Here is a 26,963-nt window from a genome sequence, read left to right as displayed (position 1 = left end):
GCCGGCGCGGTGCTGGCAATGATGCCTCCGGTCAGCGTTGTTTTGTCTTTAACTATGATATTAAAGCCGCCATCACCAGCTTTGATGCCTGATTGCTCCACAACACTATGATAATCACTGGAGGATTTATCCTTTTGGAAAGAGGCGCTCATGGAGCCCTCACCCATTTACTAAAGAAATAAACGTGTGTAACATCAAACATATCATCATACAGCCTGCTAAAGATGAGAGCTTTTGTTTTTTTTACCATTAGCTATGAACAAAAATCCTTTGAGGACTATCTCAATCAGCTTATCAAAAATATATTAAACTTTTGTGTGATATTCGTAAAAATCCAATAAGCAGAAAATACGGTTTTTCAAAAAGACAATTAGAGAAAGCTGTAAACAACATTGATATTGAATATATCGTATATGCCTGAACTTGGAATTGCCTCTAAAAAACGAAGAAATTTGAAAACACAAAAAGATTATGACCGCCTTTTTGAAGATTATCAAAATACAACTCTCAAGGATAACTCGCATTAACTCTCACTCAATTACCTGATTGGAAATATGAAATTAAACACATCTAAAAAATAAATTTGTATATTTTAAAAAATGGGAGTGCCCCATATGCCTCCCAGCCCCCCCACCCATTCCTAACAACTTTTAAGTAATGCATGATTCACGCTACCGATGGATTGTGCGCAATGGAAGAAATAAACTATGGAAAAGAATATGAACTGACTGATAAAACAACTGAGGTCGATTGCAAAACTCTCCACCGCATTCTTGCACTAAGAGACTTTGATGATATTAAAGCAGGTGACCTAGGCGGCTTTATAGAGCATTAAGATAACTTATCTCATGAGAAGTATTGTTGGGTTGGTGACAATGCAAAAGTCTATGGTTATGCCAAGTTTTTTTGGAATACTCGTGTTTTTGCCAGTGCACAAATCTACAAAAATGCACAAGTTTCGGGTGATACATTTATTAATGGAAAAGCTAAAATTTATGACAGTCCATTGATTTCCATCAGAGCAAAAGTTGCAGGAAAAGCCGAAATCTGTGGTGATGCATTTATCATTTATTCAGAGAAACGCAGAGATCATCAATAATGAAATCATCACAACGGGCGAGAGGCAATAAATCATGTATAAGTAAGAAATTAAACCTACTTTGTATTCGCAGTTAGTTGTAAGAAATACTCACAATCTAGGTGAACTTTGTATCACTATCTCTGGATATAAGAGTGAACCCTATGTAGATACCATAATTTCTAAAGACAAAGTAGATGCTTTTTTAAGTGAAGATAATGTCGTGCAAATGGAACTTAAAAAATCGCAACGCTTTGCATTCTCATACGAATTCAGACCGTTTGCGGCACTGGATTTGAAATGATACCACCAAATTAAAATGAATCTTTCATATTGACGCTATATTCTGATCATTGTGCATATCTAAAATGAAGGGGAATAAACACGCCTCACCGCCCACCTACATCACACAACCAGCTATTGCTCGCGCTTTAAAAGAAGCTAAAAAACAAGGATGTGAACTCATAGGAATCAAACCTACCGGTGAACTGCTTATCTATCTTAAATCCGATATACCAATACCAAACCAAGCTAGTCATCCAGAAAAGTTATTAGATTTATCAAAGATATGAATATTACGAGTCTTCACTTTCTAAGATGTGAAATTGCCATGCTAAAACCACGCCCCCTCATCTTGTTAAAGAAACCACACGCCATGGTAAAATTATACGATATGTGCGTATTGTTCGTGGTCAACGCATTAGAATACGTGGAACCTATGGAATGCAAGAGTTTGTTGATAACTACCAAAGTGCACTTGCCGAGTTACAAGGGCTTATAATTCCTAAATCCAAAACCCGTAAACTTGTTGAAAGGTCATTTGCATGGCTGATTAAACAGTATTTTAACAGTATCAATAAGTGTAGCTTCTCTAAAATTACAAAAAGAACTCATCCTTATGAAGGTATACGATACCATAGGTCACATTCCGTACCAAGAAATTGAAAAGAAACATATTATAGCCGGTGTTGAACGTCGTAAAAAAACACTTGGAATGGCTAGAGACTTTCTGAAAGCTCTAAACAAACTTTTTAAATGGGCAATTAAACAGGGTCTTTTGGAAAATAATCCAGCTTTAGGAGTCAAAAGATCACCTCTCAAAAACAAAGACGAATTTCCAGTTTGAACAGAAAGAGATGTTGAGAAATATTATCAAAAATGAACTTTAGAAACCCATGAACGTGTCTGGATTGACGTTCTTCTTTATACGGGCTTGCGTCGTGGTGATGCCCTTCGCATTGGTTGGAAAGATGTCAAAGATAATATCATTTATCTCAAAACAGAAAAGAGCCAATTTAAAATAGATGTTTTTCTTCCTATTTTACCAGAACTAGAGGAAACCCTTAAAATTGGTCCCATAGGTGATGAAACATTCATTTGTGGTAAAGGTGGAAATAAGCTTGTCAAAGAAAGTTTTGACAACCTCTTTCGTAAAGCATGTAATGCGGCGGGTATTAAAAATCAGCGCACAGATTGCGAAAATTAGCAGCGACACGTACTGCCAATGCTGGTGCTACGGTTTCACAAATGAAAGCGCTTTTTGGTTGGACCGAAAATAAATGGCATCCCTTTATACAAAGAGTGCAGACCGTAAAAACTTTCCCTTGGAGCAATCAAAAAGCTCCAAAAAAGTTAGCCTCACAAACCACCGCTTAACAAACTAAATTGCTATCAAAATTATTAATGAAATTAACGCGGTGTTTGAGATGTATCAGAAACCAGAGGAGAAATAGATGGTTGTGCCTGTTGCATTGTTTTCCATAAATTATAGTTTGTTTGCATATCCAACCAAAATTTTGCTTTACTAAAACCAGCTAATTCTAATTTAACAACAAGCTCGGTACTCATAGAAGCATGTCCGTTAATCACTCTTGATAAAGAAGCTCTTGTCATATGGAGATGATCAGCTAATTTTTGTATTGTTATCCCCATTTCTTCTAAGAAAGCTACTTTCAGAACTTCGCCCAGATGTGCGAGGTTATGCATCATTTTTTTCATTCCTTTCACCAATGGTAATCTTGATAATCAACAAGCTCCACATCTGTTCCTATAAGGCGAAAAGTAACACGCCAATTTCATTCACCCATATCGAATAGTACCTTGTAAGTTCACCTTTAAGAGGGTGCATTTTAAAGGTAGGCGCTCTCAACATTTCGGGCGTCGTAGCACTTGTTAAAGCCATTAAGATAACGCGTAATTTTTTACGTGATCTGGTCGAATAGCTTTTGTGTAACCTGTTGTATAAAATAATTTTAAGCCCTTATGTTTAAAACTCACAATTGCCATTACCGCCCCTTATCGTATATCATTGCTGCACGGTTAATAACAATAAGAGTCAAACCCATGTTAGAAATATCTGATTCTATATCTGGAAAAAATGGAGGGGAATAAGTGATAAAAAAGCTTCAAAAAGATTAGGGATAGACACCCCAAAAACATCATAGAATCAATGATTATAAAACCCCTTACTCTTGTAATAAGTTAGTGGTTTTAATTATCTTTTTTACACTCTTTTAGTGGTGCAAAACTATAACGATGTAACCCTATAACTGGTCCATATTTATCAAGAGCTGTACGATGCGCTAGCGTTGCATACCCTACATGCTTCTCTAAACCATAACCTTTATAAACTTGTCCTGCACATTCCATCATCCGGTCACGCGTTACTTTCGCAATAATAGATGCGGCTGCAATTGAAACTGAACGCTGATCGCCCTTAATCAACGCCATTGCAGGACAAGACAACTCAGAAGGAATATCACGCCCATCAACAAGGACATAGTGGGCTGGAATAGCTAATCCTATAATACAGCGACGCATTGCTTCTAAAGTTGCTTGTCTAATATTGGATTGATCAATTGTACGAGCACAAAGACTAGCAACTGAAACCGCTAATGCACTTTGCAAAATTTCATGATAAAGTCTATTTCGTTGAAGAAAAGAAAGTTTTTTTGAATCATTTAATCCATCAGGAATATGATCTTTATCCAAGATAACTGCTGCCGTTACCACCGGACCAGCGAGAGGTCCTCGTCCTACTTCATCAACACCGGCTATATGAAAAAAACCCTGTTTCTGCAAATTCAATTCACACGAGAAATTTGGCTGAAGCGGCAAATTAAACATCTTTGATAAATCACAAATACAAACAAATATACACTTATTTCTGTAGCCTGTTTATTTTTTGCAAGCATTACAGTTTTAAATCGCTCTTCAAACATTTAGCGAATTCTTACACAAAAGATAAAAACAAACCATGAGATAAAGAGTATCCTATTGTCCATTTTTTCTTCTAAAAAATTATTCTAGCATGTATTCATTTTGTTTAAAAAATAAAAAATAGATTTCTTTCGTTATCCTCTTCATTATGTATAATAGAATCAGGACAAAATAAAAGTTTTTATTTCTCAAATAGTTCCTAAAGTCATGATCGGTTTTACAAACCAATTTGGGTGCATCGATTTGATAAAAAGAGCTGCTTGTTGCGCTGCTTGTTGATTTTTAAAAATGCCAAAACAAGTTGCCCCCGTTCCAGACATACGAGAAAAAAGAGAGCCACATTCATCTAATACAGATAACACTTCGGCTAACTGAGGTGCCATTTTTAATGCCGGAGAAAAAAGATCATTACGCGTTGCTTGTAAAGCTTCAACCAATGAATCAACAGTCTTTAAAGCGACCGGATCAATTTTTAAAGAAGAATGATGACGCTTTTCTAACGCTTTAAAAACAGCTTGTGTTGAAATCTCTTGTCCATGATTAACCAATACTATTGCTAATGAACAGGCTTCTTTTAGTCGTATAATCTTTTGACCAATCCCTTTAACCAAAAGTGGCTGATGATATTCCAGTGCAAAAAGACACATGGGTACATCCGCACCAAGAACTAAGCTCATTTTTGCTAATTTTTCATAAGGGCAATCAAGATTCCACTGTTGATGCAACATGCTAATAACCCCAGCGGCATCACCTGAGCCACCACCAATGCCTGAAGCAACAGGTAATGTTTTTACAAGTCGAAAAAAAGCAGGTTGAGCACATTCCGGAAAAGTCTTATGCATAAAATCCCGTGCGCGAATAACCAAATTATCTGAATGAGAAATAAGTCCTTTTGCAAATGGCCCCGTTAAAACAAACTGGTCACTTTCACAAGGCGCATAGTGTAGGCAATCACCGCTGAGACTAAAATAAACCAAACTTTCTATTAAATGATAGCCATCAGCACGTTGCCCCACAACATGCAAAGCTAAATTCAATTTAATGGGTGTAAACACATAAGAATGTCTTTGGATCAAAGCTTTTACATTTGATATCATATGACGTAATATTAATCTATACAGAGTTCTTTTACAATAAGCTCTTTTTATCCATCCCTTGTAGCACCACCCCTATAAACAGCTTGGAATATTCTTACTCGTTTTCTAAACAAATAATAAAGAAGAGTTTCAATACAAAATAAACCACATGCTCTCATTCGTATCATTTCAAGCCTTTTTTCTTCTACCATCTGTTTTTAGATAAAAACCCTTCTCGAATGATTCGTTGCCTCACAAACCGTAACGCTGCCAAAGTGCCCGCTCTTCTGCCGCCATTAATGCACTGTCAACTGCTGTATAAACTGTATGAGCTGTTACTCCTGAAGGCGTTTTAGGACCTAAAAAACTTTTTGGAGGCGTAATAAGTCGAAGTTTTGCATCATTACCAAAGCGCTCTTTAATAACAGAACGTACATCATTCAATCCATCAACAAGACCAAGCTCAACGCTTTGTTTTCCACTCCAAAACATTCCTGTAAAGAGATTCGAATCATCTGATAATTTTTCAGCACGCCGTTCTTTAACCAAATCAATAAAAGTTTGATGCACTTCAAGTTGGAGAGATTTCAAATGCTCAATATCCGCCTTTTTTTCTGGCTGAAATGGATCTAATGTAACTTTGTTCTTTCCTGCTGTGTATACACGCCGTTCAATACCAATTTTCTTCAAAAGTTCCGGAAAACCAAAGGAAGCTGAAACCACTCCAATGGAACCAACAATTGAAGAAGGATCTGCAAAAATTTCATCTCCCGCACAAGCAATCATATAACCACCGGATGCTGCAATATCTTCAATAAACACAAGAACCTTTTTATTTTTTTCTTCTGCCAAGTCACGAATACGCTTGAAGATCAAACGCGATTGTACAGGTGAACCACCAGGAGAATTAATAATAAGGGCAACAGCCGGTGACTTTTTGTGTGCGAAAGCCTTCTCTAAAAGATTTGCACACCTACTGAGGGAAAGGGTACGAGATATAGATGCTGATGAATCCATAATTGCTCCTTGAAGGCGCACCACAGGAATTTCAAGTTTATCGGAAGAAAAACGGCGTGGAATAAAACTTTTAATAAAATCCATCAAAACAAAATCTCCTTATAAATTAAGAACAATTAAATAGGAAAGGATAACAAAAAGGAAGGACGCAATAATATCCAAAAGCGCCAATTAATCCCCACATGACAAGCAGAAATATAACTTCATCCAAAGTCAAACCTCCCTAATAACAAAGTTTGAACTTTAAATAATAAACTAAAAAACACAAGATACTATTAGAAAAGTTCCCACAAGCTTATATATCCATTATTAATTGCATCAACCCGTGGTGAAAAAGTATGGTCATTATTTTCATGTATCACCAATGCCGGTAAAATAGATAAAGCTGCTCTGCTTCCTCGTTTTGCGTAAAATAAAAGACGAATTGCTGCTGTTTTCGCACGTGCATGCACAGGAATTATACAAATACCACCAAAGCGTCCTTCTAAAGCACGCAAAATATCTGTCAGTGATTGTGGACGCGCAATGAGCCCTAAATATCCACCTGGCTTAACAATTGCTGCTGCAGTCCGCAACCAGTTATCAAACATCGCTTCAGGCATAACGTGTGCTTCAGATTTTTGTTTATCAGGTGTCTTACGATCAGTAGGATTATTAAAAGGTGGATTCATAATCGCAAAATCAAAGCTATTATCTATCAAACCTGCTTTTATACGGGTATTTCCTTTAAAGGTAACATCTGCTTCTAGCAAACAAATGCGACCAGCAAATTGTTTATTTTGTTTTAGCATAAGCGTTTTTTGAGCGTAAGATACCATAAAAGCTGAACGTTCAACTAAGGTAACATGAACTTTCAGACAACGCGAAGCAACAGCCAACCCTGCAGCTCCAGCACCTGCACCTAAATCAACAACCTTGCCCTTTAAATCACTTGGAACCAAACTGGCTAATAACATTGCATCCATTCCAGAACGATGACCATATTTATGGGGTTGAACCAAATAAAATTTTCCGCGATGAAAACTGTCTATTGTTTCACCACTCTGATTCGCTGCTTTATCCATTTAAAAGCCTAATGTTCATCTTTATACACTGCGTTTTTGCCATTCAGCTGCTATTTTAAATTTTTTATTATTTCATAACAATAAGATTACACTCGCTAAAGAACATTTCTTGCCAATAACATTCCAAGCTGACACTTTTAAACGACATCAAAAGCTTGAGTCAAAACCAAACCCCCTTTATGCTAATGAATAAAGTGAATTTTATATATGTCCATTGCAATACTCTAGGAGTAAACACATTGAGTGCAGCTATCAAACCAGAACAAATAAGAAATAATCAAATTTCTCTTCAATCTCTTGTCAATCTTACTCAAAAAGATATGGATTGCGTAAATCAATTTATTCTCTCTATGGCAAAATCAGAGGTTGAGATGATCCCTGAAATTTCTAACCATCTTATTTCATCAGGTGGAAAGCGATTACGCCCAATGATTACGCTCGCTTCTGCTCATATGTTCGGTTATCAAAGTGACGGGCATATAAAACTCGCAACAGCTGTTGAATTTATGCATACAGCAACATTACTACACGATGATGTGATTGACGAAAGTAATTTACGACGTGGAAAATCTACAGCACGGATGATTTGGGGAAATCAAGCAAGTGTACTTGTTGGTGATTTTCTGTTGGGTCAGGCCTTTAAAATGATGGTCGATGTCGGTTCCATAGAAGCGCTCTCTGTCTTAGCCAACGCTGCTGCAATTATTGCTGAAGGAGAAGTGATGCAACTTTCTGCCGCAAAAAATATAAAAACCAGCCCTTCAGAATATCTCAAAATCATCAATGCAAAAACAGCAGCACTTTTTTCAGCAGCCGCTGAAGTAGGACCCATTATTGCTGGCTATGGAAATAAAGAGCGTTCTTCATTACGTGAATATGGAACATCCTTAGGTTTAGCTTTCCAATTGATTGATGATGCACTTGACTATAGTGGTAGTGCTCAAAACTTAGGAAAAAATATAGGGGATGATTTTAGAGAAGGAAAAATCACAATGCCTGTTATTCTCGCATATGAGCGTGGAAATATGGTAGAAAAAGATTTCTGGAAAAAAGCGCTTGAAGATGGCAATAATAATGATGAATCCTTTGCACACGCGCAACACTTAATGGAAAAGTATGATAGTATCACAGATACAATAGAACAAGCACGCATCTATGGAAAATATGCAATTGATGCTCTTGTTCCCATGAATGAAAATCTTGCTTACAATGCTCTCGTTGAGACTGTTGAATTCTGTATTGCGCGCGTAAACTGAATTCTTTGCAAGAATCGCAGTATTTCTCAACAAAGTAATGAGATATGATCTATAGACAACACCATCAATTGATTATCTTGAAAAGGATTAGCTCCATGTGCTCTGCAACGGTATCTCGACTTTTTGCCCTTTTTATCGTGGGTATCATGCTGATGCCATCCCTCACCTACAGTAAAATAAGTGCAGCAACTCATACAAGCTCATTTACAGGTGCTTATTTAGCTGGAAGGGTTGCAAATCATGAAAATAAAACAGAACTTGCTATCAATTATTTTAAACAAGCACTGGTTTATCAACCTGATAACATTGAAACACAAAAAGAGCTCCTTGAAGCTATGCTCTCGGTCGGAAACTTTAAAGAAGCTGTCCAACAAGCCCAAAAACTCAAGGAGAAAAATGTTATAACTCCCTTTGTTTCCTTAACTTTGTCAGTAGAAAGTCTCATCAAGAAAGACTATAAGAATGCCAAGACTCTTCTGCAATTAAAGGAACTTCCTACGTCCAATAATCCAATACCTGAACTCATCGGCGCTTGGATTACATTTGGATCTGGACAAAAATCTCAAGCAATCGCTGATCTTAAGAAACTCAAAGGTCCTGTCTGGTATGATCTTTTTATATCTTATCATCTAGCACTTATGAGCGACCTTGCAGAACGGCCAAAGGATGCAAAAAAATATTTCATTAAAGCACTGAGTAACAAACAGGGAACTCTTATCGCTCCTAATACTTATGAGCGTATTATCATAGCCTATGCCTCATTCCAATTGCGCCATAATATGCGCAACCAAGCTCTTCAAACAATCCAGCATGGCGAACAAATGTTGTCAGGTCGCGAAGTCCTTAAAAACTTTCGAGAAAAAATTGAAAAAAATGCTTTCTTAGAGAGAGTTATTAAAACACCTCAACAAGGAGCTGCCGAGGTATTATATAATTTTGGAACAGCCCTCAACTACAAAAACTCAGGGCAAATTGCACGTATTTTTAAGCAATTATCTTTCGCCTTATACCCTCAAAATGACGCAACACTGTTTCAGCTCGCACACATTTCTGCTAAATTGAGCGATCCACATCAAGCAATTAAACTTTATCGCGCTTTATCCCCTAAATCTCCTTATTATAAAGATGGACAACTTCATCTTGCATTCCTTCTTGCCAATAACAACAATTATAAAGAAGCAATAAAATTACTCACATTGTTAAATAAAAAATTTCCCAATGATCGTAATATTTTAATAACGCTCGTTGCTTTTTATATGCAGGACAATAAATTTCTTGAGGCCATTAAAGCTCTAGACTACGCTATTACAAAGATAAAAAACTTTCAGCAAGACGATTGGAAACTCTTTTATCAGCGTGGTATTGCTTTTGAACGTTTAAAGCAATGGCCAAAAGCAGAAATTGACTTGCGAAAATCACTTGAATTTTTCCCAAACCAACCGCAGGTTCTTAATTATTTAGCCTATTCCCTTGTGGAACGTGGTGAGAAACTTGAAGAATCGCTCCGTATGCTGCAAAAAGCTTCTGCTTTGCAAGCTCACAACAGTCATATTCTCGATTCTTTAGGATGGGCTTATTATAAACTAAAAGAATATGATAAAGCAGTGCAAATATTAGAAAATGCTGTCAGATTACAACCTGAAGACCCAACACTAAATGATCATTTAGGGGATGCCTATTGGAAAGTTGGGCGTAAACGTGAAGCAATCTTTCAATGGAACCACGCAATTGACGGAAAACCAGAAAATTCTGAACAAATTCAAGAAAAGTTGAAATTTGGTTTGCAATAAATGATGCTTAACCATAAACCACATGAAATAATAAATAGAGAAACTAAAATTACTTTGGTTTTTTGTTTAGTCCAATATAAAGAGTATAAAGCGTGAAACTGCCTGAACATCTTAACCCCAAACGTTCTTTTCAGGGACTAATCTTAACTTTGCAAAATTATTGGGCACACTATGGATGTGCAATTTTGCAACCTTACGATATGGAAGTCGGAGCTGGGACTTTTCATCCAGCAACAACATTACGCTCTCTAGGTCCACGCCCTTGGAAAGTTGCTTATGTCCAACCCTCTCGACGTCCAACAGATGGCCGATATGGTAAGAATCCAAATCGTTTACAACACTATTATCAATTCCAAGTGCTTCTCAAACCCTCTCCGCTCAATCTACAAGAACTTTATATAAAGTCGCTACAAGCTATCGGGCTTGATACAAAACTGCATGATATTCGCTTTGTTGAAGATGATTGGGAAAGTCCCACTCTTGGTGCTTGGGGGCTTGGATGGGAATGCTGGTGCGATGGAATGGAAGTCTCTCAGTTTACTTATTTTCAACAAGTGTGCGGCATTGAATGCGCTCCAGTTTCAGGGGAACTCACATACGGTCTTGAGCGTCTAGCGATGTATATCCAAGGGGTTGATAACGTCTATGACCTTAACTTTAATGGTTTGGAGGGAGAAAACAAAATAAGCTATAGAGATATTTTTTTACAGCCAGAACAGGAATACTCATATTACAACTTCGAATTTGCTGATACAAAACTGCTCCACCAGCATTTTATCGATGCAGAACGCGAATGCAGCGCACTTCTTGATGCTGGAACACCAAATAAAGAAAATGTATTCCATCGCTGTGTTTTTCCTGCCTATGATCAATGTATTAAAGCGAGCCACATCTTTAACCTTTTGCAAGCACGTGGCGTTATTTCTGTAACCGAACGACAAAATTACATTCTTCGCGTTCGTAATCTCGCGCGCCGTTGTGGGGAAGCCTTCTTACTCACAGAAGCTGGACAAATATACACTGGAGAAGCCTAATGTCTGATCTTCTTCTTGAACTTTTCAGTGAAGAAATCCCCGCACGTATGCAACGAAAAGCTGCTGCTGATCTTAAAAAATCTGTTACAGATCAACTTGTGAATGCTGGATTGATCTATGAAGCTGCTCGTGAATATTGGACACCTCGTCGGCTAACATTGGACATACGCGGACTTTCCACACGCTCCAAAGATGTCCATGAAGAACGCAAAGGTCCCAGTATAAAATCACCACAGCATGTAATTGATGGTTTTCTACGTGCAACAGGATTAAACGATATTTCTGAAGCGCATATTGGACATGATGATAAAAAAGGTGATTTTTATATTGCTAAAATTGTTAAAAAAGGTCGAGCTGCAGAAGAAATTATTGCCGATATTTTACCGGATATTATCCGCAACTTTCCGTGGCCGAAATCTATGCGTTGGGGAAAAGATTCAGCACAAAGTGGTACTTTGAAGTGGATTCGACCTTTACAAAACATTCTTTGTATCTTCGGACCAGAAATTGGTGAAACACATGTTATTCCATTTACAATTGGTTCTCTTAAAAGCAATAATTTAACTTATGGTCATCGTTTCTTAAGTGATGGAAAGCCATTTCAAGTGCGCCGCTTTGATGATTATATTACTCAACTTGAAACCCATAAAGTCATTCTGGATGCCGAGAGACGAAAGAATATTATTTTAGCTGATGCCCAAAATCTCTGCTTTGCAAATGGTTTAGAACTGGTTCAAGATAATCCCCTCCTAGAAGAAGTTGCTGGTCTTGTTGAATGGCCTGTTATTCTGATGGGTGATTTTGACAAATCATTCCTTGATATTCCTCCAGAAATTATTCGCTTGACCATTCGAGCCAATCAAAAATGTTTTGTCACCCGCAAACAAGGAGAAAAAGTAAAACTTTCTCATCATTTTATTCTCGTTTCTAATATTCTTGCAAATGATGAAGGCAAAGAAATTTCGAAAGGAAATAGTAAGGTTGTCCGTGCCCGTCTTTCTGATGCACTTCATTTTTGGCAAACCGATCAGCATGATTTGCCTGATCTTCAACAATTGGAATCTTCTATAAAAAAATTTGAGCTTGATATAAAAAAAACTCTCGATCAAAGAATGGCGCGACTTGATCATTTGAATGTAACCTTTCATGCTAAATTAGGTACACAAGGTGAAAGAGTAGAACGCATTGCTACACTCGCACAAGAAATTGCCCCTTTGATACAAACAGATCCTCTTTTAGCAAAACGTGCAGCCATCCTTGCAAAAGCTGATTTGCAAACAGAAATTGTCGGAGAATTTCCTGAACTACAAGGTGTTATGGGGAAAAAATATGCCCTTCTTCAAGGGGAAGATCCTCGCGTAGCTGTAGCAATCGAAGACCATTATAAACCTCAAGGACCAACAGATCGTCTTCCACAAGAACCACTTGCTATAACCGTTATGCTCGCCGACAAAATTGACATGCTCGTTGGCTTTTGGCTCATTAATGAAAAACCAACGGGCTCAAAAGATCCCTATGCATTAAGACGAGCAGCATTGGGAATTATTAGGCTTGTACTTTCGCGAGATTGGAAAATCAATCTTATGCCACTGTTTCAGTTGGCAACAAATCTTTTCTTACAACAAAAAAATAAACATGAAATCTCTCAAAGAGAAAATTCACAATTGCAGAATCTGCTTCCAGAAAAAACAGAATATATTTTATCAGATCTGTTATTCTTTTTTCATGACCGTCTGAAAATCTATCTAAAAGAGGAAGGCGCTCGTTACGATGCCCTTGAAGCCGTTTTAAACAAAGATTCTGATGATTTTTTATTGGTTGCACGTCGTGTCGAATCGCTTATTGCTTTTATCAATACCCACGATGGAATGAACTTTGTAGCCTCTGTAAAACGTACTGCCAATATTCTTGAAAATGAATTTCAAAAAAGCACAACAATAGCGAATGAAATTAATCCTGAGCTCTTTGTCGAGAAAGAAGAAAAGCAGCTCTATCATGCAATCTGTGAAGTAGAAAGAAAGGTTCTTTCTCCCGTCAATGCAAAAAATTTATCATTTGCCCTCAGTGTGCTAGCGCCACTTGGAAAATTGATTGATATATTTTTTGAAAACGTATTGGTGAATGATAAAAAACCTGATGTTCGTGCTAACCGTCTTGCTCTTCTCAAACATACTCACATTGTTACACAATCAGTTGCAGACTTCTCAAAACTTGTCATTTAAAATCAAAGAGCCTATTAACTGATAAAAACAATGAAGATAATTTTTTCTTTTTTATGGCTTTTATTAAATTAATATTGAGAAAATTATGCAACCAAAGAGAGTGTTCTTTATCTCTCAAATATCATTAATTAAGATATGTTTTCATTTTGATAAATGATTCTTTCTCAAGAGACTCTTTAATAAGTTCATCTGCCTTGTTAGAATCTATTTCCCTTGCAATAAGGGTACGTGCTGTAGAAATTGCCAAATCAATAGCCGATGAAGAAACCATGCGTATTGCATCTGCTTCTGCTTGGGCAATTTTTTGTTCTGCCAATTTATTGCGGTTTTTTACATATTCTTCTGCTTTTGCACGGGCCTCAGCAATAATAGATTCAACTTCATGCTTTGCTGCTGCAATAATTTCTTGCGCATCTTTTTCTGCTTCTGCATGTTTGCGTTGATATTCAGCCAATATTTCCTGTGCCTCTTCACGAAGACGCAGAGCCTCATCCAGTTCATCTTTGATACGTTTCGCGCGCGCATCAAGATGGTGTATAACCCTCTGTGGAATTTGGAAATAGACTAAAAGAGCCAAAAAAAGAACTAACCCAACAAATGCCCAAAAAGTATCAGTCATCTTTATCTTCCTCAATAATCCGCAGTTTTAATAACTGAACGAACAACTTCTTTACTGATATCAACGTCAATCAATTTTTTCACAATTTCAAGAGCTACTTCTTCAGCGATAGAACCAACATTTTGCATCGCTTTATCCCGAATTTTTGCTATCTGTTTTTCAGCATCTGCGAGTTTTTTCTCTAAACTCTCCTCAATTTCTTTCCGTTCAAGCTCTGCCTTTTCTTTTAATTCTTCACTAGCTACCTGCGCTATAGCCTGCGCATTCAAACGCGCTTCTGCTAATTTCCGCTCATAAGTTTCAACGACAATGTCTGCTTCCTGCTTCATGCGCATTGCCTGATCTAAATCAGATGCGATTCGATCTCGCCGTGTTTCAATAACACCACCAATACGTGGTACAATTACACGAGAGATAAAAAGATAAAAAAGCCCGAAAGAAATTGCCAACCAGAAAAAATGCGAACCAAAATGCACAAAATCAAAAGGCGGAAACACACGATTTGCATGCTCTGCCACCTTTTTAATATGTTCTATCGACGTTTCAGTGTTCTGTGCATAAGCGCTTGAAACAAACATCTTCTTTCATCCTTTAAATAGCTTATTAAAGCCCTCTATAACCGATGATAACTGACTAACACCTTTTCTGGCATCTCTCTGGTTAAGAGCTAAAAGGGTAAATCTTTCCTTATGCAAGAACAGATATACCCTTTTGATGATGATTAAACCCCAAAAAGAAGTAATAAAGCAATGAGCAATGAAAAAATCCCCAAAGCTTCTGTTACAGCAAAACCAAAGACGAGACGTCCAAACTGACTATCTGCTGCTGATGGATTTCGTAATGCACCAGAAAGATAGCTACCAAAAATATTACCAAGTCCTAAAGCTGTTCCAGCCATACCAAAGCAAGCAAGACCAGCACCAATATATTTTGCTGCAAGCACCATTTCCATGTTATTCTCCTTTAAAGCAAAATTGCATTATTCGACGGAAAACCGCCAGTTCTATTAATGTCCTGGATGAATTGCATCATTAAGATACATACAAGTTAAAACCGTAAAGACGTAAGCCTGAAGGAATGCGACCAAAAACTCAAGAGCAGTAATTGCTACAGTCATAATAAGCGGTAAAATCGAACCACCCACACCTACAAGTCCTACCCCAATCATTGAAACAACAAACCCAGAAAACACTTTAAGCGTAATATGACCAGCAAGCATATTCGCAAAAAGACGAAGAGAAAGACTAATTGGACGGGAGAGAAAAGAAATAACCTCAATCATTGTCACCAGAGGTAAAACCACAACAGGAACTCCACTGGGAACGAACAGTCTCAAAAAACTGACCCCATGCTTATAAAAGCCATAACCAATCACCGTCAAAATTACCACCATTGCTAACGAAAACGTGATCATGATTTGAGACGTAACCGTATAAAAATAAGGAAAGAGACCAATAAAGTTAGCAACCAAAATAAAAGTAAACAGAGAAAAAACTAAAGGAAAAAACTGCATTCCCTGCACACCAGATGATTCCCGCAGAGTCGATGCTACAAATTCATATGCCATTTCCGAAAGAGACTGCATCCGCGTTGGAACCAATCCACGACTCGATGATGAAATAAAGAGAAAAATAGAAGTTACAACAACCGTAAGGACTGTAAACAATGATACATTTGTAAACGATAAATCCATATTTCCTATGGAAATCTTAATCAGCCTTGAAACCTCAAACTGATGAATAGGATCTGGAGCGTGCGCTGTCACTTCAACCTCATTTATCGGACCTCTCATTGGCCCCTTTATCTTGTTTTTGGCGCAATGCGCCTTTTTTTCCTAATTGACTGGAGGAAACATACCCCACAGACCGAAGAATACTCAATACACCAGCAGCAAACCCAAAGAAGAGAAAAAATACCAATCCCCAAGGCCATGAACCTGCTAACTTATCAAACCCCACCCCCAAAACAATACCAACTATAATACTTGCCAGAAACTCACTGGAAAGCTTAATTGCACCTGCCATCCTTCCTTGTGATTTTTCCCGCTTATTCCTATGCTCCCGCTTCTTTAATGCTTGCTTGCGCACTAAAGCTACGCTTAAGTTCCTACTACGACATTCCAAATCCTCTGAATGAAGACTCTCTCCTTGCTTTTCTTCTTCAGCCTCCTTACGGCTCATAACGGGTTTCTCGCCCATCGCCATCATTGGCTCCTTAATTAAAAAGCAACGTAAGAATACATTTTATAAAACCGTGTGCATCATATTGTTCCCGAATTTATTCGTCAAGATACTAAAAGAAATCTATCACCAATTTATCGTATAAATTTTATTGCAGAAATAACGTATTTTTCAATTTACATGCTTTCTTAAAAAGATATTCTGAGCACCTAAACCGATTTCACGACAACACCCGTGAATGTATAACGAAAAGTTCCCGTGAATAATATAAAACTCATAGAACAACCATTTTTACGATTAACGAAAGGTGTCAACTGATACCATCTTATTTTCCGGCTCCCAATGTTATATCAATCCTAGTTTTGAAAGAGAACATAGAAAGCTAAAAAACAGTATGAGAGCGTTGGTTTACACCTTTTATTCAAATAAACTTGCACTTTTTATTTTATGAAAATGATAATAATCAATGGTTTCTATATGATCCTATTCGCAAAGTATTTTACATATGCCGTTACAGGTCCCATCACGAAATGAGCTTGAGGGTATTAAGAGAAGTTCCTTTAAATACGATTACCATACCACTTTATACAATTTTAATCCACTTTTATGAACTTCGCTCTTTACAATTGAATATCGTTAGATTTAGCAAGTATTTTTGCTTTTTATTCAGACAAACTATCGTAAGCAAAAGCGCTTATTCATAATCTTTATTTTTATGAAACGATAATCTAATACTGCTTTTCACACAAGCATTATAATTATATTCCCCTACCCTCATATTGCATCTATTCTTGCACTTAAATAACCCATTAAGAGAATTTATGGACTCTTTCTTAAATACTCCCTATCACACTCTTCTCATGACATGCAAATAAATGATTTTTATCAAGATGAAAGAGCTCTATTCAATAGCGCTTAATGATAAATAATCATCAATAAAATTAAAACTTTAGCAAATAAAATTTTAATTTTATGAAACGAGAAACCATTGAAAAAACTTATTTTTAAGATTCTTAGGTATAGATTTCAGTTACTGAAAAAATTAAAGAGTTATCATTTCTTCTTGGAACGTGTCGCAAAAGGATTATCAGAGGCTCGTAATGATATGCGAACGGGTATACCAGATATATCAAATGTTTCACGTAACCCATTGACAAGATAACGCAAATACGACTGGGGCATACTTTTGGGGCGCGAGCAGGAAATCATAAATCCAGGAGGACGTGTCTTAACCTGTGTGATGTATTTAACCTTAAGTCGACGTCCAGAAACCGCAGGAGGTGGATGATGTGCCACAACAGTTCCAAGCCATTGGTTCAATTTAGCCGTCGAAATGCGACGATTCCATACACGGTGCATCATCATGACATTTTCCATTAGTTTATCAATCCCTTGACCATATTGTCCTGATAAAGGAACGGCTCTCAAACCACGAACTTGAGGAAGAAATCGAGCACATTTTTCATGCAAATCAATCAATGTGGTCTGACTGTTTTCAATAAGGTCCCACTTATTGAAAGCAATAACTGGAACACGCCCTTCACGAATCACAAGATCAGCAATTTGTAAATCCTGCTTTTCAAAAGGTATCGTTGCATCAAAAACAATGACCACCACTTCTGCAAAACGAATAGCACGCAAAGTATCTGCAACAGATAGTTTTTCTAGTTTTTCTTGAATTCTCGATTTTCGACGTAAACCTGCAGTATCAAAAAGTTTAATATGACGACCACGCCATTCCCAATCTACAGAAATAGAATCACGCGTGAGCCCTGCTTCTGGTCCTGTTAACAATCGCTCTTGTTTCAACATACTATTGATAAGAGTGGATTTTCCTGTATTGGGACGCCCCGCAATTGCAATCCTAATGGGCTTACTTTCATCGTAAATAAGCTCCTCTTCTTCCAAATCCTTTACATCATCACCAACAGATGCAGGTTGTATCATTCTATCTTCTTCTTTGTTGTTGCCAAAAACATGCTCTGACCCAACAGCATCTATAATTGCATCACGCAGATCACTAAGTCCCAAACCATGTTCAGCCGATATTGGGCACGGCTCCCCCAAACCTAATGACCACGCCTCATACTCTCCTCCTGTTGCCGCTCTTGACTCAGACTTATTGGCAACAAGCACAATTGGCTTTCCTGATTTGCGAACCAATGAAGAAAAATTTAAATCACTTGGTGTTATTCCGCTCTTTGCATCAAATACAAATAAAATTAGATCCGCTTCATCAATTGCAACTTTTGTATGAGAACGCATACGCCCCTCAAGTGTATGATCACTTGCTTCTTCCAGCCCAGCCGTATCAATCACATCAAAACGTAGATCTTGAAGTTTTGCCGCATGAATACGCCGATCACGTGTTACACCAGGCTTATCATCAACCAAAGCCAATTTTTGCCCAACCAAACGATTAAATAGTGTTGACTTCCCAACATTGGGACGACCAACGATAGCAATGGTAAGGCTCATCGATTTATTCCTTATTTGCCTTGCCCTCAGCTTGTATAAGCTCAAGCATCATTCGAGCCCGATTTGTTATTTTTAAACCCAAAGCACCTTCTTCAGAAATTTTCTTAAAATAATAAACCGCTTCATCCATTTTATCCGCCTTATAAGCAGCTAAGCCTAAAGCTTCTCTTGCAGACATACGCATAGGATCGGTATCACTTGCCATATCTTTGATACGCTTTTCAACATCAGCTAATGTCCCTGTATCAACCAGAATATAAGCCGCCCGAATTTTTGCAACTTTCTGCAAAATCTGCGGTGCTTTCTCATCCGCTGCAACAGAATCAAAGATCTCCACTGACTTAATAATATCACCTTTCTCCATGAGTAAAGAAGCCTCACGTAAACGAGCAAGAAAAGGATACCCCCCAAAATGAGAGGTTTTAACAGTTTCTAATTGCTTTATCGCTTTATCAAAATCACGTGTATCCGCAAGATCAAGACTTTTTACAAATGCATCACCAATATAACCAGCTTTCTTTATTTGCGTATAATGATAAACTTGATAAGCAACTATCATGAATATAAAAAGAATAGCTGCTCCAATAATTGAAAAGCCATACCGTCTCCAAAAAGCAAGCGCCTTTTCCTGACGAAATTCTGCATTAACTTCAGCAATAAAACTATCATACGACATATATCATACCTTGAAAAAAGTTACTTTATCTGTGCTTTTACGCATAAATGGATAAAGATGGTAGTCCTAATTAACTAAAAATCTTTAAATTGCTCGTTTATTTATTTTAAATCAATATGTAGCCAATTCAATCAGATTTTTGCAACAGTCTTAATTGAAAATGATGTAAGCCCCTATTTGTACACATTACAGCTTTTACATATATTGAGTCTTATGAAAAATTCACTGCCTTAATATTCATCATGATTGCCTATCATCTCAAGCGAACTTTCTCTCCATTATATAGAGGATAATCTTTTAAAATCTTCAACCGCAATCGTTGGTTGTATTGGATTACAGAATTATAATAGAAAAACCAATTCTTAAAAAAACAGTAAATTTCCACGAATATCTACTAAAACCAAATAGATAAATTTTTATCTGTATCAAAAACACCGAAGCGCCATGATGAAAGTGCAGTATAATTCCAAATCTTCAGTTAAAGCTCTTTATATAAAGTGTATCCCTTCAACTTATTATCTTCATACGATTAACAACCTTTTGTAATTGATCCTTAAAGTTTCTAAAAATATCTTATTGTAATGGCCAAACCCACATAAGCATTGGAACAGCAACAATAACGATCAGCACCGCCAATGGAGCCCCCAAACGTGGATAATCACTAAAACGATATCCTCCTGGCGCCATCACGAGCATATTACTTTGATGTCCAATAGGTGTAAGAAACTCACATCCCGCACCAATTGCAACAGCCATCAAAAAAGCTTCAGGCTTATAATGAAGGGAATGAGCAAAACTTGACGCAATTGGTGCAACCATCATCACTGTTGCTGCATTATTCAAAAATGGCGTGACCAACATAGCTGTCACCAACATAAGCGCTAAAGCACCAGATGGCGGGAAAAATATTGCTAATTGGCTCAGCCATTGACCAATGAGATCCGTACATCCTGTTTTCTCTAACGCTTCACTCACTGGAATAAGAGCCGCTAATAGCACTAGTATTGGACCATCTAATGCCTGATACAGATCACGTGCGGGCAAAACACGAAAGATCACCATTGCAGCAGCAGCAGAAAAGAAAGAAAAAGCAACTGGAACAATATGAAAAGCTGTAAAAATAATTGCTATAAATAAAATAGCTAACGAGATGAAACCATGTCGTAAATTTCCAAACACAATATTTCGTTTTGCTAGGGGCAAGCATTTCAATTCTCTTAATAAATTGGGAATAACTGCATCCTGTCCTTGCAAAACAATCACATCTCCAAGATGGAAAATAATATCATCAAGTCTTCCCCGCACCCTTTCATGTTGACGACTTAACGCAAGAAAATTTACATTATAGCGATCAAATAAGGAAAACTCTTTCGCACTAATACCGATAAGAGGTGAATTATGGGTAATGACTGCTTCAATAATATCAATATCACTGTCCTTATCACCTGCAGCAATAGTTCGCCCCTTAGAAAACTCTAAACGAGCAGAATTCATCACGCTATCTAACCCTGTATGTGATCCTTCCAGCAAAATAATATCATTTTCAGACAAAACAAAATCTGGTAATGGTGAAATAGATACTTTGTTTCTGATGATTTGAATCACCATAACATCACCACTTGATGGCTTAACCAAATCAACAATATTTTTTCCCACAATCGGTGAATTTATTGGAATATGCACTTCTGCAACATAATTACGGATATCAATGGCATCATCAAACGATACACCTGAACGCACACGCACAGGCAAAAGCCAATAAAAAAGAACCAAATATAAAACACCAACCGTCGCAATAACCGCACCAACTGGTGTAAAATCAAACATAGTAAAAGGTGTTCCTGTTAAACGTTCTTGCATCGCTGAAATAACAACATTGGGAGATGTTCCTATCTGTGTCATAAGCCCCCCCAACAAAGAACCAAAAGCCATGGGCATCAAAAAGACAGAAGGAGAAACCTGAGAACGACGAGCAAACTGAAAAGCTATTGGAAGCATAATAGCTAAAGCACCAATATTTTTAACAAACATTGATAATACAACAACAGAAAGAACCAAAAACGCTAATTGAAGACGCACCGATTTCACGTCTGGCCATATCCGTTGAATAATAAATTCCATTATACCAGAGCGAGATACAGCAGTACTGACAACAAACACACTCCCCACGATAATAACGATATCATTACTAAAACCGCTAAAAGCTTCCTTCGGGCTGACAAGACCAGTAGCACAAGCTATTAATAATGTACAAATAGCAACAAGATCATAACGAAATCGATCCCAAATAAAAACAACCATCATGAGACCAATGATCAAAAAGGCCATTATTTGATTTTCTGTCATAACACTCACTTCTCCCCATTAAATTATAATGAACAAAAACATATCTGTTATGTTTTAAATATTCCTGTAAACAGCAGCAAGATAAAAGCAGACATCGGAATATTTTAAGATAATTTAAAAGTGATAAAAAATTATGATGCGCATAAACCTGCCTCTCCTTATTATGCGTGCTTTTCTATAAAGTGCTGAACCCAAAGAAAATTGATAAAAGTTGATAAAGCTATATTGCAAAAAAGATGAGAATAACTCTAATATAGAGAGTAGATAATTGTTGAAACTGGTACACGCTATATTTAAACCTTTGTCGTTGCTTAAAAGAATTTATCTTCACTCTTAATTCAAAGAGTGATAAAAATGAAAGAAGAAAGAATGGTCAATCTTAGTAGTGGGTATCAAAGTAACCTCAGATATTGGCTCACTTGCATTATTGGATTTGTTGCTATCTTGGCAATTATAATTGTTGGGGGATTTTATATTGCAAAACCCTATCTTGACAGTTTTGTAAGAAAAGAAATAGCCCGTCGTGCCATAAAAGCCGAAACATCTGAAGTAAGCATTCTAGGTAAAGTCAATTTGAAGAATGTGACATTACCCGTTCCAGCTGGTACATCACTTAAAATTGGTGCCATTTCTGCCCGTCCTCCTCTTTCCTTTATTCCCGGAACTTTTACATTTTATAATGTTGATTTAAAGCATAATGATATTCATGTGCAAATCCCCCAAATTTCTCTTCGGAATGTATCCTTAAAAGAAAAAGATAGAACGATAACATCACGTCTTTTACAATCAATGATGCGTATTGAGCTTTCCTCAATTATTGCTCCCAATATACAACTTTCTATAGAAAATAAAAATAACCGAACAGAAACGGTTAAAATCAAGAATTTCCAGCTTTCTGATTTTAAAAATAACCATATCCATTCAGTTAGTATCAAAAATATGGATCTTAAAACGGTCGTAGCAAATGGTACCAAACAGATGCAATTTATGGCTAAAAGTGATACAATAAAAGCCAATGATATCGACATAAACTATGCCTACTCTATCATTTTTGGAAAAAACAATGCTCTCAATCAAGGTAAAACCGTTACTGGCCCCATTTCTCTGAATAATATAAGTGTCGATATTTTTGAAGAAGCAGAAAAAAATAGCTCTTTCTTCCTTGGACAGTTTAAAACATCTGGTTTAAAGATGAAACCGCTTGAACAAACTCCTGAAAAATTAATCAAAGCTTATCTTAATGCAAGAAAAGAGAATAATAAAATCGCTGAAAAAGTAGCACAAAATGGTCTTCTTCTAAACATACTGCTCGCCATTACCTCAGCGGATGCCAAAGTTGATAATATCACCGTTGATATACCGCAGTTGAAAGCAACGCTCGAATCATTCCAATTCAAACCAAGTTTGTGGAAACAACCTATCCCTAAAAAGCTTTTTCTTTCTCTCAATAACCTTTCCGTTTTACCTAAAAAAATGAATGAAAAAGACTTAGAGTTCTTCAAAAATCTGAACTTTGAGCGCTTTAATGTTTCAGGAAAAATTGATATTTCTTACGATGAAAAAAAACGTATGCTCTTTCTTGATACAATGTCTTTCAATATGAAAAACGTTGGATCTGGGAACATCTCGGCTAAGGTTATTGATGTTGATGAAAAGCTTTTTTCTGGTCAGAAAAATATAATGATTGCTGCGTCTCAAGACCTTGGCATCAATGAAATTGATATACAATATACGGATGCAGGTTTCATTGATAAGCTTTTTTCTTATCTTGCGCAAAATCTTAATGACAGCCAACATGATCTAAAAAAGGAACTTTATGACGATTTCTATCTAATGATGACGCAGACCCCAAAAATTCTGATAAAAAATCATGCCGAAGCAGAAAAAATTTCAAAATCCTTAGGAGAATTTGCTAAAAATCCACAAACATTGATCGTTAAAATTAAAGCAAATGATAATAAAGGTCTCGCAATAGTTGATCTCGAATCTGCTCTACAAAATGATCTATCCAAGGCTTTAAGCAAAGTACATCTCACTATTAAAAATGAAACATCACCTTAAACATTTTGTGCTTTAAACATGATGATCTTACCTATAAATTAAGAACTTTATTCCTCTTTTTTCTTTTATATGATACAGAAGGTATCATACAGAGTCATTTATACAGAGAATATAGAATCTAAAATGTCGATGCTTGGAGTTGTTCATGTCTGATTTATCTTCAAATCGCCTGCCTAATCGCGCTTCTCGTGTCACCAATCAAGCGCTTTCTGCTATCGAGCGTTTTCTCCATATTGAAGCTCTCAGCGGTGTTGTTCTTTTATTAGCTGCTGCTTCTGCACTTATTTTTGCCAATTCTAAATATGCTGCTTTCTATGAATCTTTTTGGCATACACCTCTTGGCTTTAATTTGGGTCATTTCACTCTTTCATGGGATTTACATTTCTGGGTTAATGATGCCCTTATGACTATTTTCTTTCTCGTCGCAGGAATGGAAATTCGACGCGAAATTCATGAAGGGGCTCTTGCCGATTTTAAACAAGCAATCTTACCAATTGTTGCTGCAATAGGGGGCGTTTGTGTTCCTGCAATTATTTACTTTATCTTCAATTTTAACGAGGGACATATGCGCGGTTGGGCTGTGCCAACAGCAACAGATATTGCCTTTGCTCTAGGTATTCTTGCTCTTCTCGGAAAAAAAATTCCTTCTAATCTTCATATTATTCTTCTATCATTAGCGATTATTGACGATATTATCGCTGTTCTTATTATTGCTTTTTTCTACTCAACAAACATTGATCCTAGCGGTTTAATGATTGCAGGAGCGGGTATTGCTTTGGTACTATTTTTTCAGTGGATCGGGCTTGCATCAGCATGGCTTTACATTTTACCTGGTGCAATCATTTGGTGGGGGTTAATGGTAACAGGCGTTCACCCATCGCTTGCTGGCGTAATCTTAGGGATGATGACTCCCGTTCTTCCTACCCGTACTCTTGTAGCGCCACTCACCATGCTCAGTAACGCTATGCAAATTCTTCAAGAAAAAAATACAAAAACAGATCTGCATCATATTTCAACAGCATTAAAAAAGATGCGCAAAGGACAACGGGCCATGATTGCCCCAGTAACACGTGTTCAAAAAGCATTGCATCCATGGGTTGCATACGTTATCATGCCAGTTTTCGCCTTCGCAAATGCAGGAGTAAGTTTTGCAAACTTTGATCTTTCTTCTGACAAATCATTCTTGATTGTTCTAGGTGTTGTCATTGGTCTTTTCATCGGTAAGCCTCTTGGTATTATCACTGCCAGTTATATAGCTGTAAAATCAGGGTTATGCCGCCTACCCCCTCATATGACCTGGACAGGTGTTTTACTCATTGGTTTTTTAGCAGGAATTGGCTTTACAATGTCTATCTTTGTTTCAATGCTCGCTTTTAAAGATATTATTCTGCTTGATGCGGCAAAAATTGGGGTCCTTTGTGGCTCTGGTTTATCTGCCCTTATCGGTCTGGGATATGGATTTATTTATATTAAGCGCGATAAAGGAATTTCTCAGTAGTTCCTAACAAACTAACTGAAAATACATTTTTATGCAGAAATTCTAAAAAGTAATTTTGCCCATTTGTTCGATTTGGACGATATTTAATGTAAAATCCGTTGTCTCGCCTCATCTTTACACTTATGAAGGAGAAAACTAACATCATCATACTATTTACTAGCCTCTAATGTTGCAACAACCTTTGACACTCGAGAGGAATCATAAGAGATATTTTTATTCCTTTCTTCAATATTCTTTTACTCATGCACCGACTCCACTCATGGTGTGCACAAAAATGATTTTAATTGTTTCAATATGAAAGGCTTCGTGGTTTCAGAAAAGCTGTCTTTAGTTGGGACTATGATTCACTATAAAGAAAAATTTAATTATTATAAATCAATATCTTATTTTTAATAATAAGAAAAGATAAGAATAAGCAAAGTTCAATAATCAGTTAAGTAATTCCATGGCTTATTTTTCCTAATAAACCACCTTCCTCGTTTCTGATTTTATTGCGGTATTCTAAATAACTTTAATTTTTATCTTCTTAAAAGCACATTATTTGGGGATAAAAATATTTGATTTGTCATTATAAATCTTGAATGGAGTCCAAATATCGTAAGATTTTCTTATTTCAAATCTGTATATGATGAATCAATCAAGACTATTCTCTTACACGTCACAAGCTGAGGAAGAGTATGGATTATTTGAAGAAAGAAGACTGATTCACCATATCCATACAAGAGTTGTTCAACACGAAATCTAAAAATTAAATGATGACGACAAACTGACACCTTTGATCTAAGTAAAGGAGATGGGGCGCACAATGGCTTTACCGTTATACCATTCAGGTCGGTGCCGTGAAATGGACTTGGAGGAATTGAGATATATTTTTTCAAAACAAGCGCATAAATTAACACTATAATAGCGTTTTGTTTTATGTGAAAGGCATATACGATTTAAATAACGCAATAAACAAAAACGTAAACCAATGTGTAATATCCATTATTTAAAAGATATTGCTGTCAATCCCTTTGAAAGTTGTAAAGCAGAATTAAAAGGAAGTTGTAAAATGGAAGCTGGTTTTCACTTTTATGGCTTCATATTCTCCCCCAATTAGGTTTTATCTCCATTTCAGAAATTACCCCACTAGGTATACGCAACATCCTTATTCCTATCTGGCATACAAAAACAGGAGTTGCTCGTAGGCCCCTTATCCGTCTCAATATACCATCAAATATGCATCTGCACTGACATTAGATATTGATACAGGTAACAAAAAACAAAAGATTTATTTGGAATAACAACGTCATAACATCACTACTAAATTGACAATGGAGTGGAAAAATATTCCCGTTTTTTATCATCGA

21 protein-coding genes and 3 pseudogenes are annotated in these 26,963 nt (G+C 36.8%); 10 read left to right on the top strand and 14 right to left on the bottom strand.

From position 1 onward, the window contains the following. The first annotated feature begins 313 nt into the window (after window positions 1-313). The 4 genes and pseudogenes from ACFILW_RS05465 (at window position 314) to ACFILW_RS05450 (ending at window position 2,714) form a co-directional block, all read left to right on the top strand. Window positions 314-421, top strand: coding sequence for a DUF488 family protein (locus ACFILW_RS05465; RefSeq protein ID WP_375623578.1), 108 nt, complete (start codon window positions 314-316; stop codon window positions 419-421). Between the two features lie 270 nt (window positions 422-691). After that, window positions 692-835, top strand: coding sequence for a hypothetical protein (locus ACFILW_RS05460; protein ID WP_375685300.1), 144 nt, complete (start codon window positions 692-694; stop codon window positions 833-835). Between the two features lie 611 nt (window positions 836-1,446). Next, a pseudogene (locus tag ACFILW_RS05455) lies at window positions 1,447-1,681 on the top strand (hypothetical protein). A 7-nt stretch (window positions 1,682-1,688) separates the two neighbouring features. Next, window positions 1,689-2,714 (top strand): annotated as a pseudogene (locus ACFILW_RS05450) (tyrosine-type recombinase/integrase). Window positions 2,715-2,767: 53 nt separating this feature from the next. On the opposite strand, the gene ACFILW_RS05445 reads toward ACFILW_RS05450, so the two are convergent. The 6 genes and pseudogenes from ACFILW_RS05445 to ACFILW_RS05420 form a co-directional block, all read right to left on the bottom strand. After that, window positions 2,768-3,067, bottom strand: coding sequence for a HigA family addiction module antitoxin (locus tag ACFILW_RS05445; RefSeq protein WP_375646384.1), 300 nt, complete (start codon window positions 3,065-3,067; stop codon window positions 2,768-2,770). Window positions 3,068-3,081: 14 nt separating this feature from the next. Then, a pseudogene (locus ACFILW_RS05440) lies at window positions 3,082-3,364 on the bottom strand (type II toxin-antitoxin system RelE/ParE family toxin). A 204-nt stretch (window positions 3,365-3,568) separates the two neighbouring features. Then, window positions 3,569-4,204, bottom strand: coding sequence for a ribonuclease HII (locus ACFILW_RS05435; protein WP_375623574.1), 636 nt, complete (start codon window positions 4,202-4,204; stop codon window positions 3,569-3,571). 281 nt (window positions 4,205-4,485) lie between these two features. Next, the gene (locus ACFILW_RS05430; protein ID WP_375623572.1) at window positions 4,486-5,394 is read right to left on the bottom strand and encodes a 4-(cytidine 5'-diphospho)-2-C-methyl-D-erythritol kinase; all 909 of its coding nucleotides are present in this window, start codon (window positions 5,392-5,394) and stop codon (window positions 4,486-4,488) included. A gap of 231 nt (window positions 5,395-5,625) precedes the next feature. After that, a complete protein-coding gene (locus ACFILW_RS05425; RefSeq protein WP_375623570.1) occupies window positions 5,626-6,474 on the bottom strand; it encodes a S49 family peptidase in 849 nt (282 codons plus the stop codon). A gap of 191 nt (window positions 6,475-6,665) precedes the next feature. After that, window positions 6,666-7,454 (bottom strand): tRNA1(Val) (adenine(37)-N6)-methyltransferase, encoded by a 789-nt coding sequence (locus ACFILW_RS05420; protein ID WP_375623568.1) that lies wholly within the window; start codon window positions 7,452-7,454, stop codon window positions 6,666-6,668. Window positions 7,455-7,633: 179 nt separating this feature from the next. Between ACFILW_RS05420 and ACFILW_RS05415 the strand changes: the two genes are divergently transcribed. From ACFILW_RS05415 to glyS, 4 genes are all read left to right on the top strand, one after another. After that, the gene (locus ACFILW_RS05415; protein ID WP_375623566.1) at window positions 7,634-8,710 is read left to right on the top strand and encodes a polyprenyl synthetase family protein; all 1,077 of its coding nucleotides are present in this window, start codon (window positions 7,634-7,636) and stop codon (window positions 8,708-8,710) included. 95 nt (window positions 8,711-8,805) lie between these two features. After that, window positions 8,806-10,500 (top strand): tetratricopeptide repeat protein, encoded by a 1,695-nt coding sequence (locus ACFILW_RS05410; protein ID WP_375623564.1) that lies wholly within the window; start codon window positions 8,806-8,808, stop codon window positions 10,498-10,500. A gap of 92 nt (window positions 10,501-10,592) precedes the next feature. After that, window positions 10,593-11,534, top strand: coding sequence for a glycine--tRNA ligase subunit alpha (locus tag ACFILW_RS05405; protein WP_375646381.1), 942 nt, complete (start codon window positions 10,593-10,595; stop codon window positions 11,532-11,534). Further along, the gene (gene glyS / locus ACFILW_RS05400; RefSeq protein WP_375685299.1) at window positions 11,534-13,756 is read left to right on the top strand and encodes a glycine--tRNA ligase subunit beta; all 2,223 of its coding nucleotides are present in this window, start codon (window positions 11,534-11,536) and stop codon (window positions 13,754-13,756) included. The genes ACFILW_RS05405 and glyS overlap by 1 nt, the downstream gene beginning before the upstream one ends. A 124-nt stretch (window positions 13,757-13,880) precedes the next feature. Here glyS and ACFILW_RS05395 read toward each other — a convergent pair whose 3' ends face one another. The 8 genes from ACFILW_RS05395 to ACFILW_RS05360 form a co-directional block, all read right to left on the bottom strand. Then, entirely contained in the window at window positions 13,881-14,375 is a 495-nt protein-coding gene (locus ACFILW_RS05395; protein WP_375623558.1) for a F0F1 ATP synthase subunit B, read from the bottom strand. A gap of 11 nt (window positions 14,376-14,386) precedes the next feature. Beyond that, a complete protein-coding gene (locus ACFILW_RS05390) occupies window positions 14,387-14,953 on the bottom strand; it encodes a F0F1 ATP synthase subunit B (protein WP_375665442.1) in 567 nt (188 codons plus the stop codon). A gap of 143 nt (window positions 14,954-15,096) precedes the next feature. Further along, on the bottom strand, window positions 15,097-15,327 hold the full coding sequence (locus tag ACFILW_RS05385) for a F0F1 ATP synthase subunit C (protein ID WP_005773968.1): 231 nt from the start codon (window positions 15,325-15,327) through the stop codon (window positions 15,097-15,099). 54 nt (window positions 15,328-15,381) lie between these two features. After that, window positions 15,382-16,140 carry a F0F1 ATP synthase subunit A gene (locus tag ACFILW_RS05380; protein ID WP_375685303.1) on the bottom strand — a complete coding sequence of 253 codons (759 nt, stop codon included), beginning with the start codon at window positions 16,138-16,140 and terminating at the stop codon, window positions 15,382-15,384. Window positions 16,141-16,147: 7 nt separating this feature from the next. After that, complete coding sequence (locus ACFILW_RS05375) at window positions 16,148-16,579, bottom strand: AtpZ/AtpI family protein (protein ID WP_375623553.1); 432 nt, start codon at window positions 16,577-16,579, stop codon at window positions 16,148-16,150. A gap of 1,029 nt (window positions 16,580-17,608) precedes the next feature. Next, window positions 17,609-19,033 (bottom strand): ribosome biogenesis GTPase Der, encoded by a 1,425-nt coding sequence (gene der, locus ACFILW_RS05370; RefSeq protein ID WP_375623551.1) that lies wholly within the window; start codon window positions 19,031-19,033, stop codon window positions 17,609-17,611. A gap of 4 nt (window positions 19,034-19,037) precedes the next feature. Beyond that, window positions 19,038-19,709, bottom strand: a complete 672-nt coding sequence (locus ACFILW_RS05365) for a tetratricopeptide repeat protein (RefSeq protein WP_375623549.1) — start codon at window positions 19,707-19,709, stop codon at window positions 19,038-19,040. Between the two features lie 573 nt (window positions 19,710-20,282). After that, window positions 20,283-22,055: an SLC13 family permease gene (locus ACFILW_RS05360; RefSeq protein WP_375646376.1), complete on the bottom strand. Its 1,773-nt coding sequence runs from the start codon at window positions 22,053-22,055 to the stop codon at window positions 20,283-20,285. Between the two features lie 354 nt (window positions 22,056-22,409). On the opposite strand from ACFILW_RS05360, the gene ACFILW_RS05355 reads away from it, so the two are divergent. Next, window positions 22,410-24,116, top strand: a complete 1,707-nt coding sequence (locus ACFILW_RS05355) for a hypothetical protein (RefSeq protein ID WP_375623545.1) — start codon at window positions 22,410-22,412, stop codon at window positions 24,114-24,116. A 145-nt stretch (window positions 24,117-24,261) separates the two neighbouring features. Next, entirely contained in the window at window positions 24,262-25,614 is a 1,353-nt protein-coding gene (gene nhaA / locus ACFILW_RS05350; RefSeq protein ID WP_375623543.1) for a Na+/H+ antiporter NhaA, read from the top strand. The last annotated feature ends 1,349 nt before the right edge of the window (window positions 25,615-26,963 follow it).

The sequence above is a fragment of the Bartonella sp. TT110JLCBS genome, from assembly GCF_042193405.1.
Taxonomy (GTDB): domain Bacteria; phylum Pseudomonadota; class Alphaproteobacteria; order Rhizobiales; family Rhizobiaceae; genus Bartonella.
Note: the sequence above shows the minus strand (reverse complement) of the source record. Positions and strands in the feature narration are given on the sequence as shown.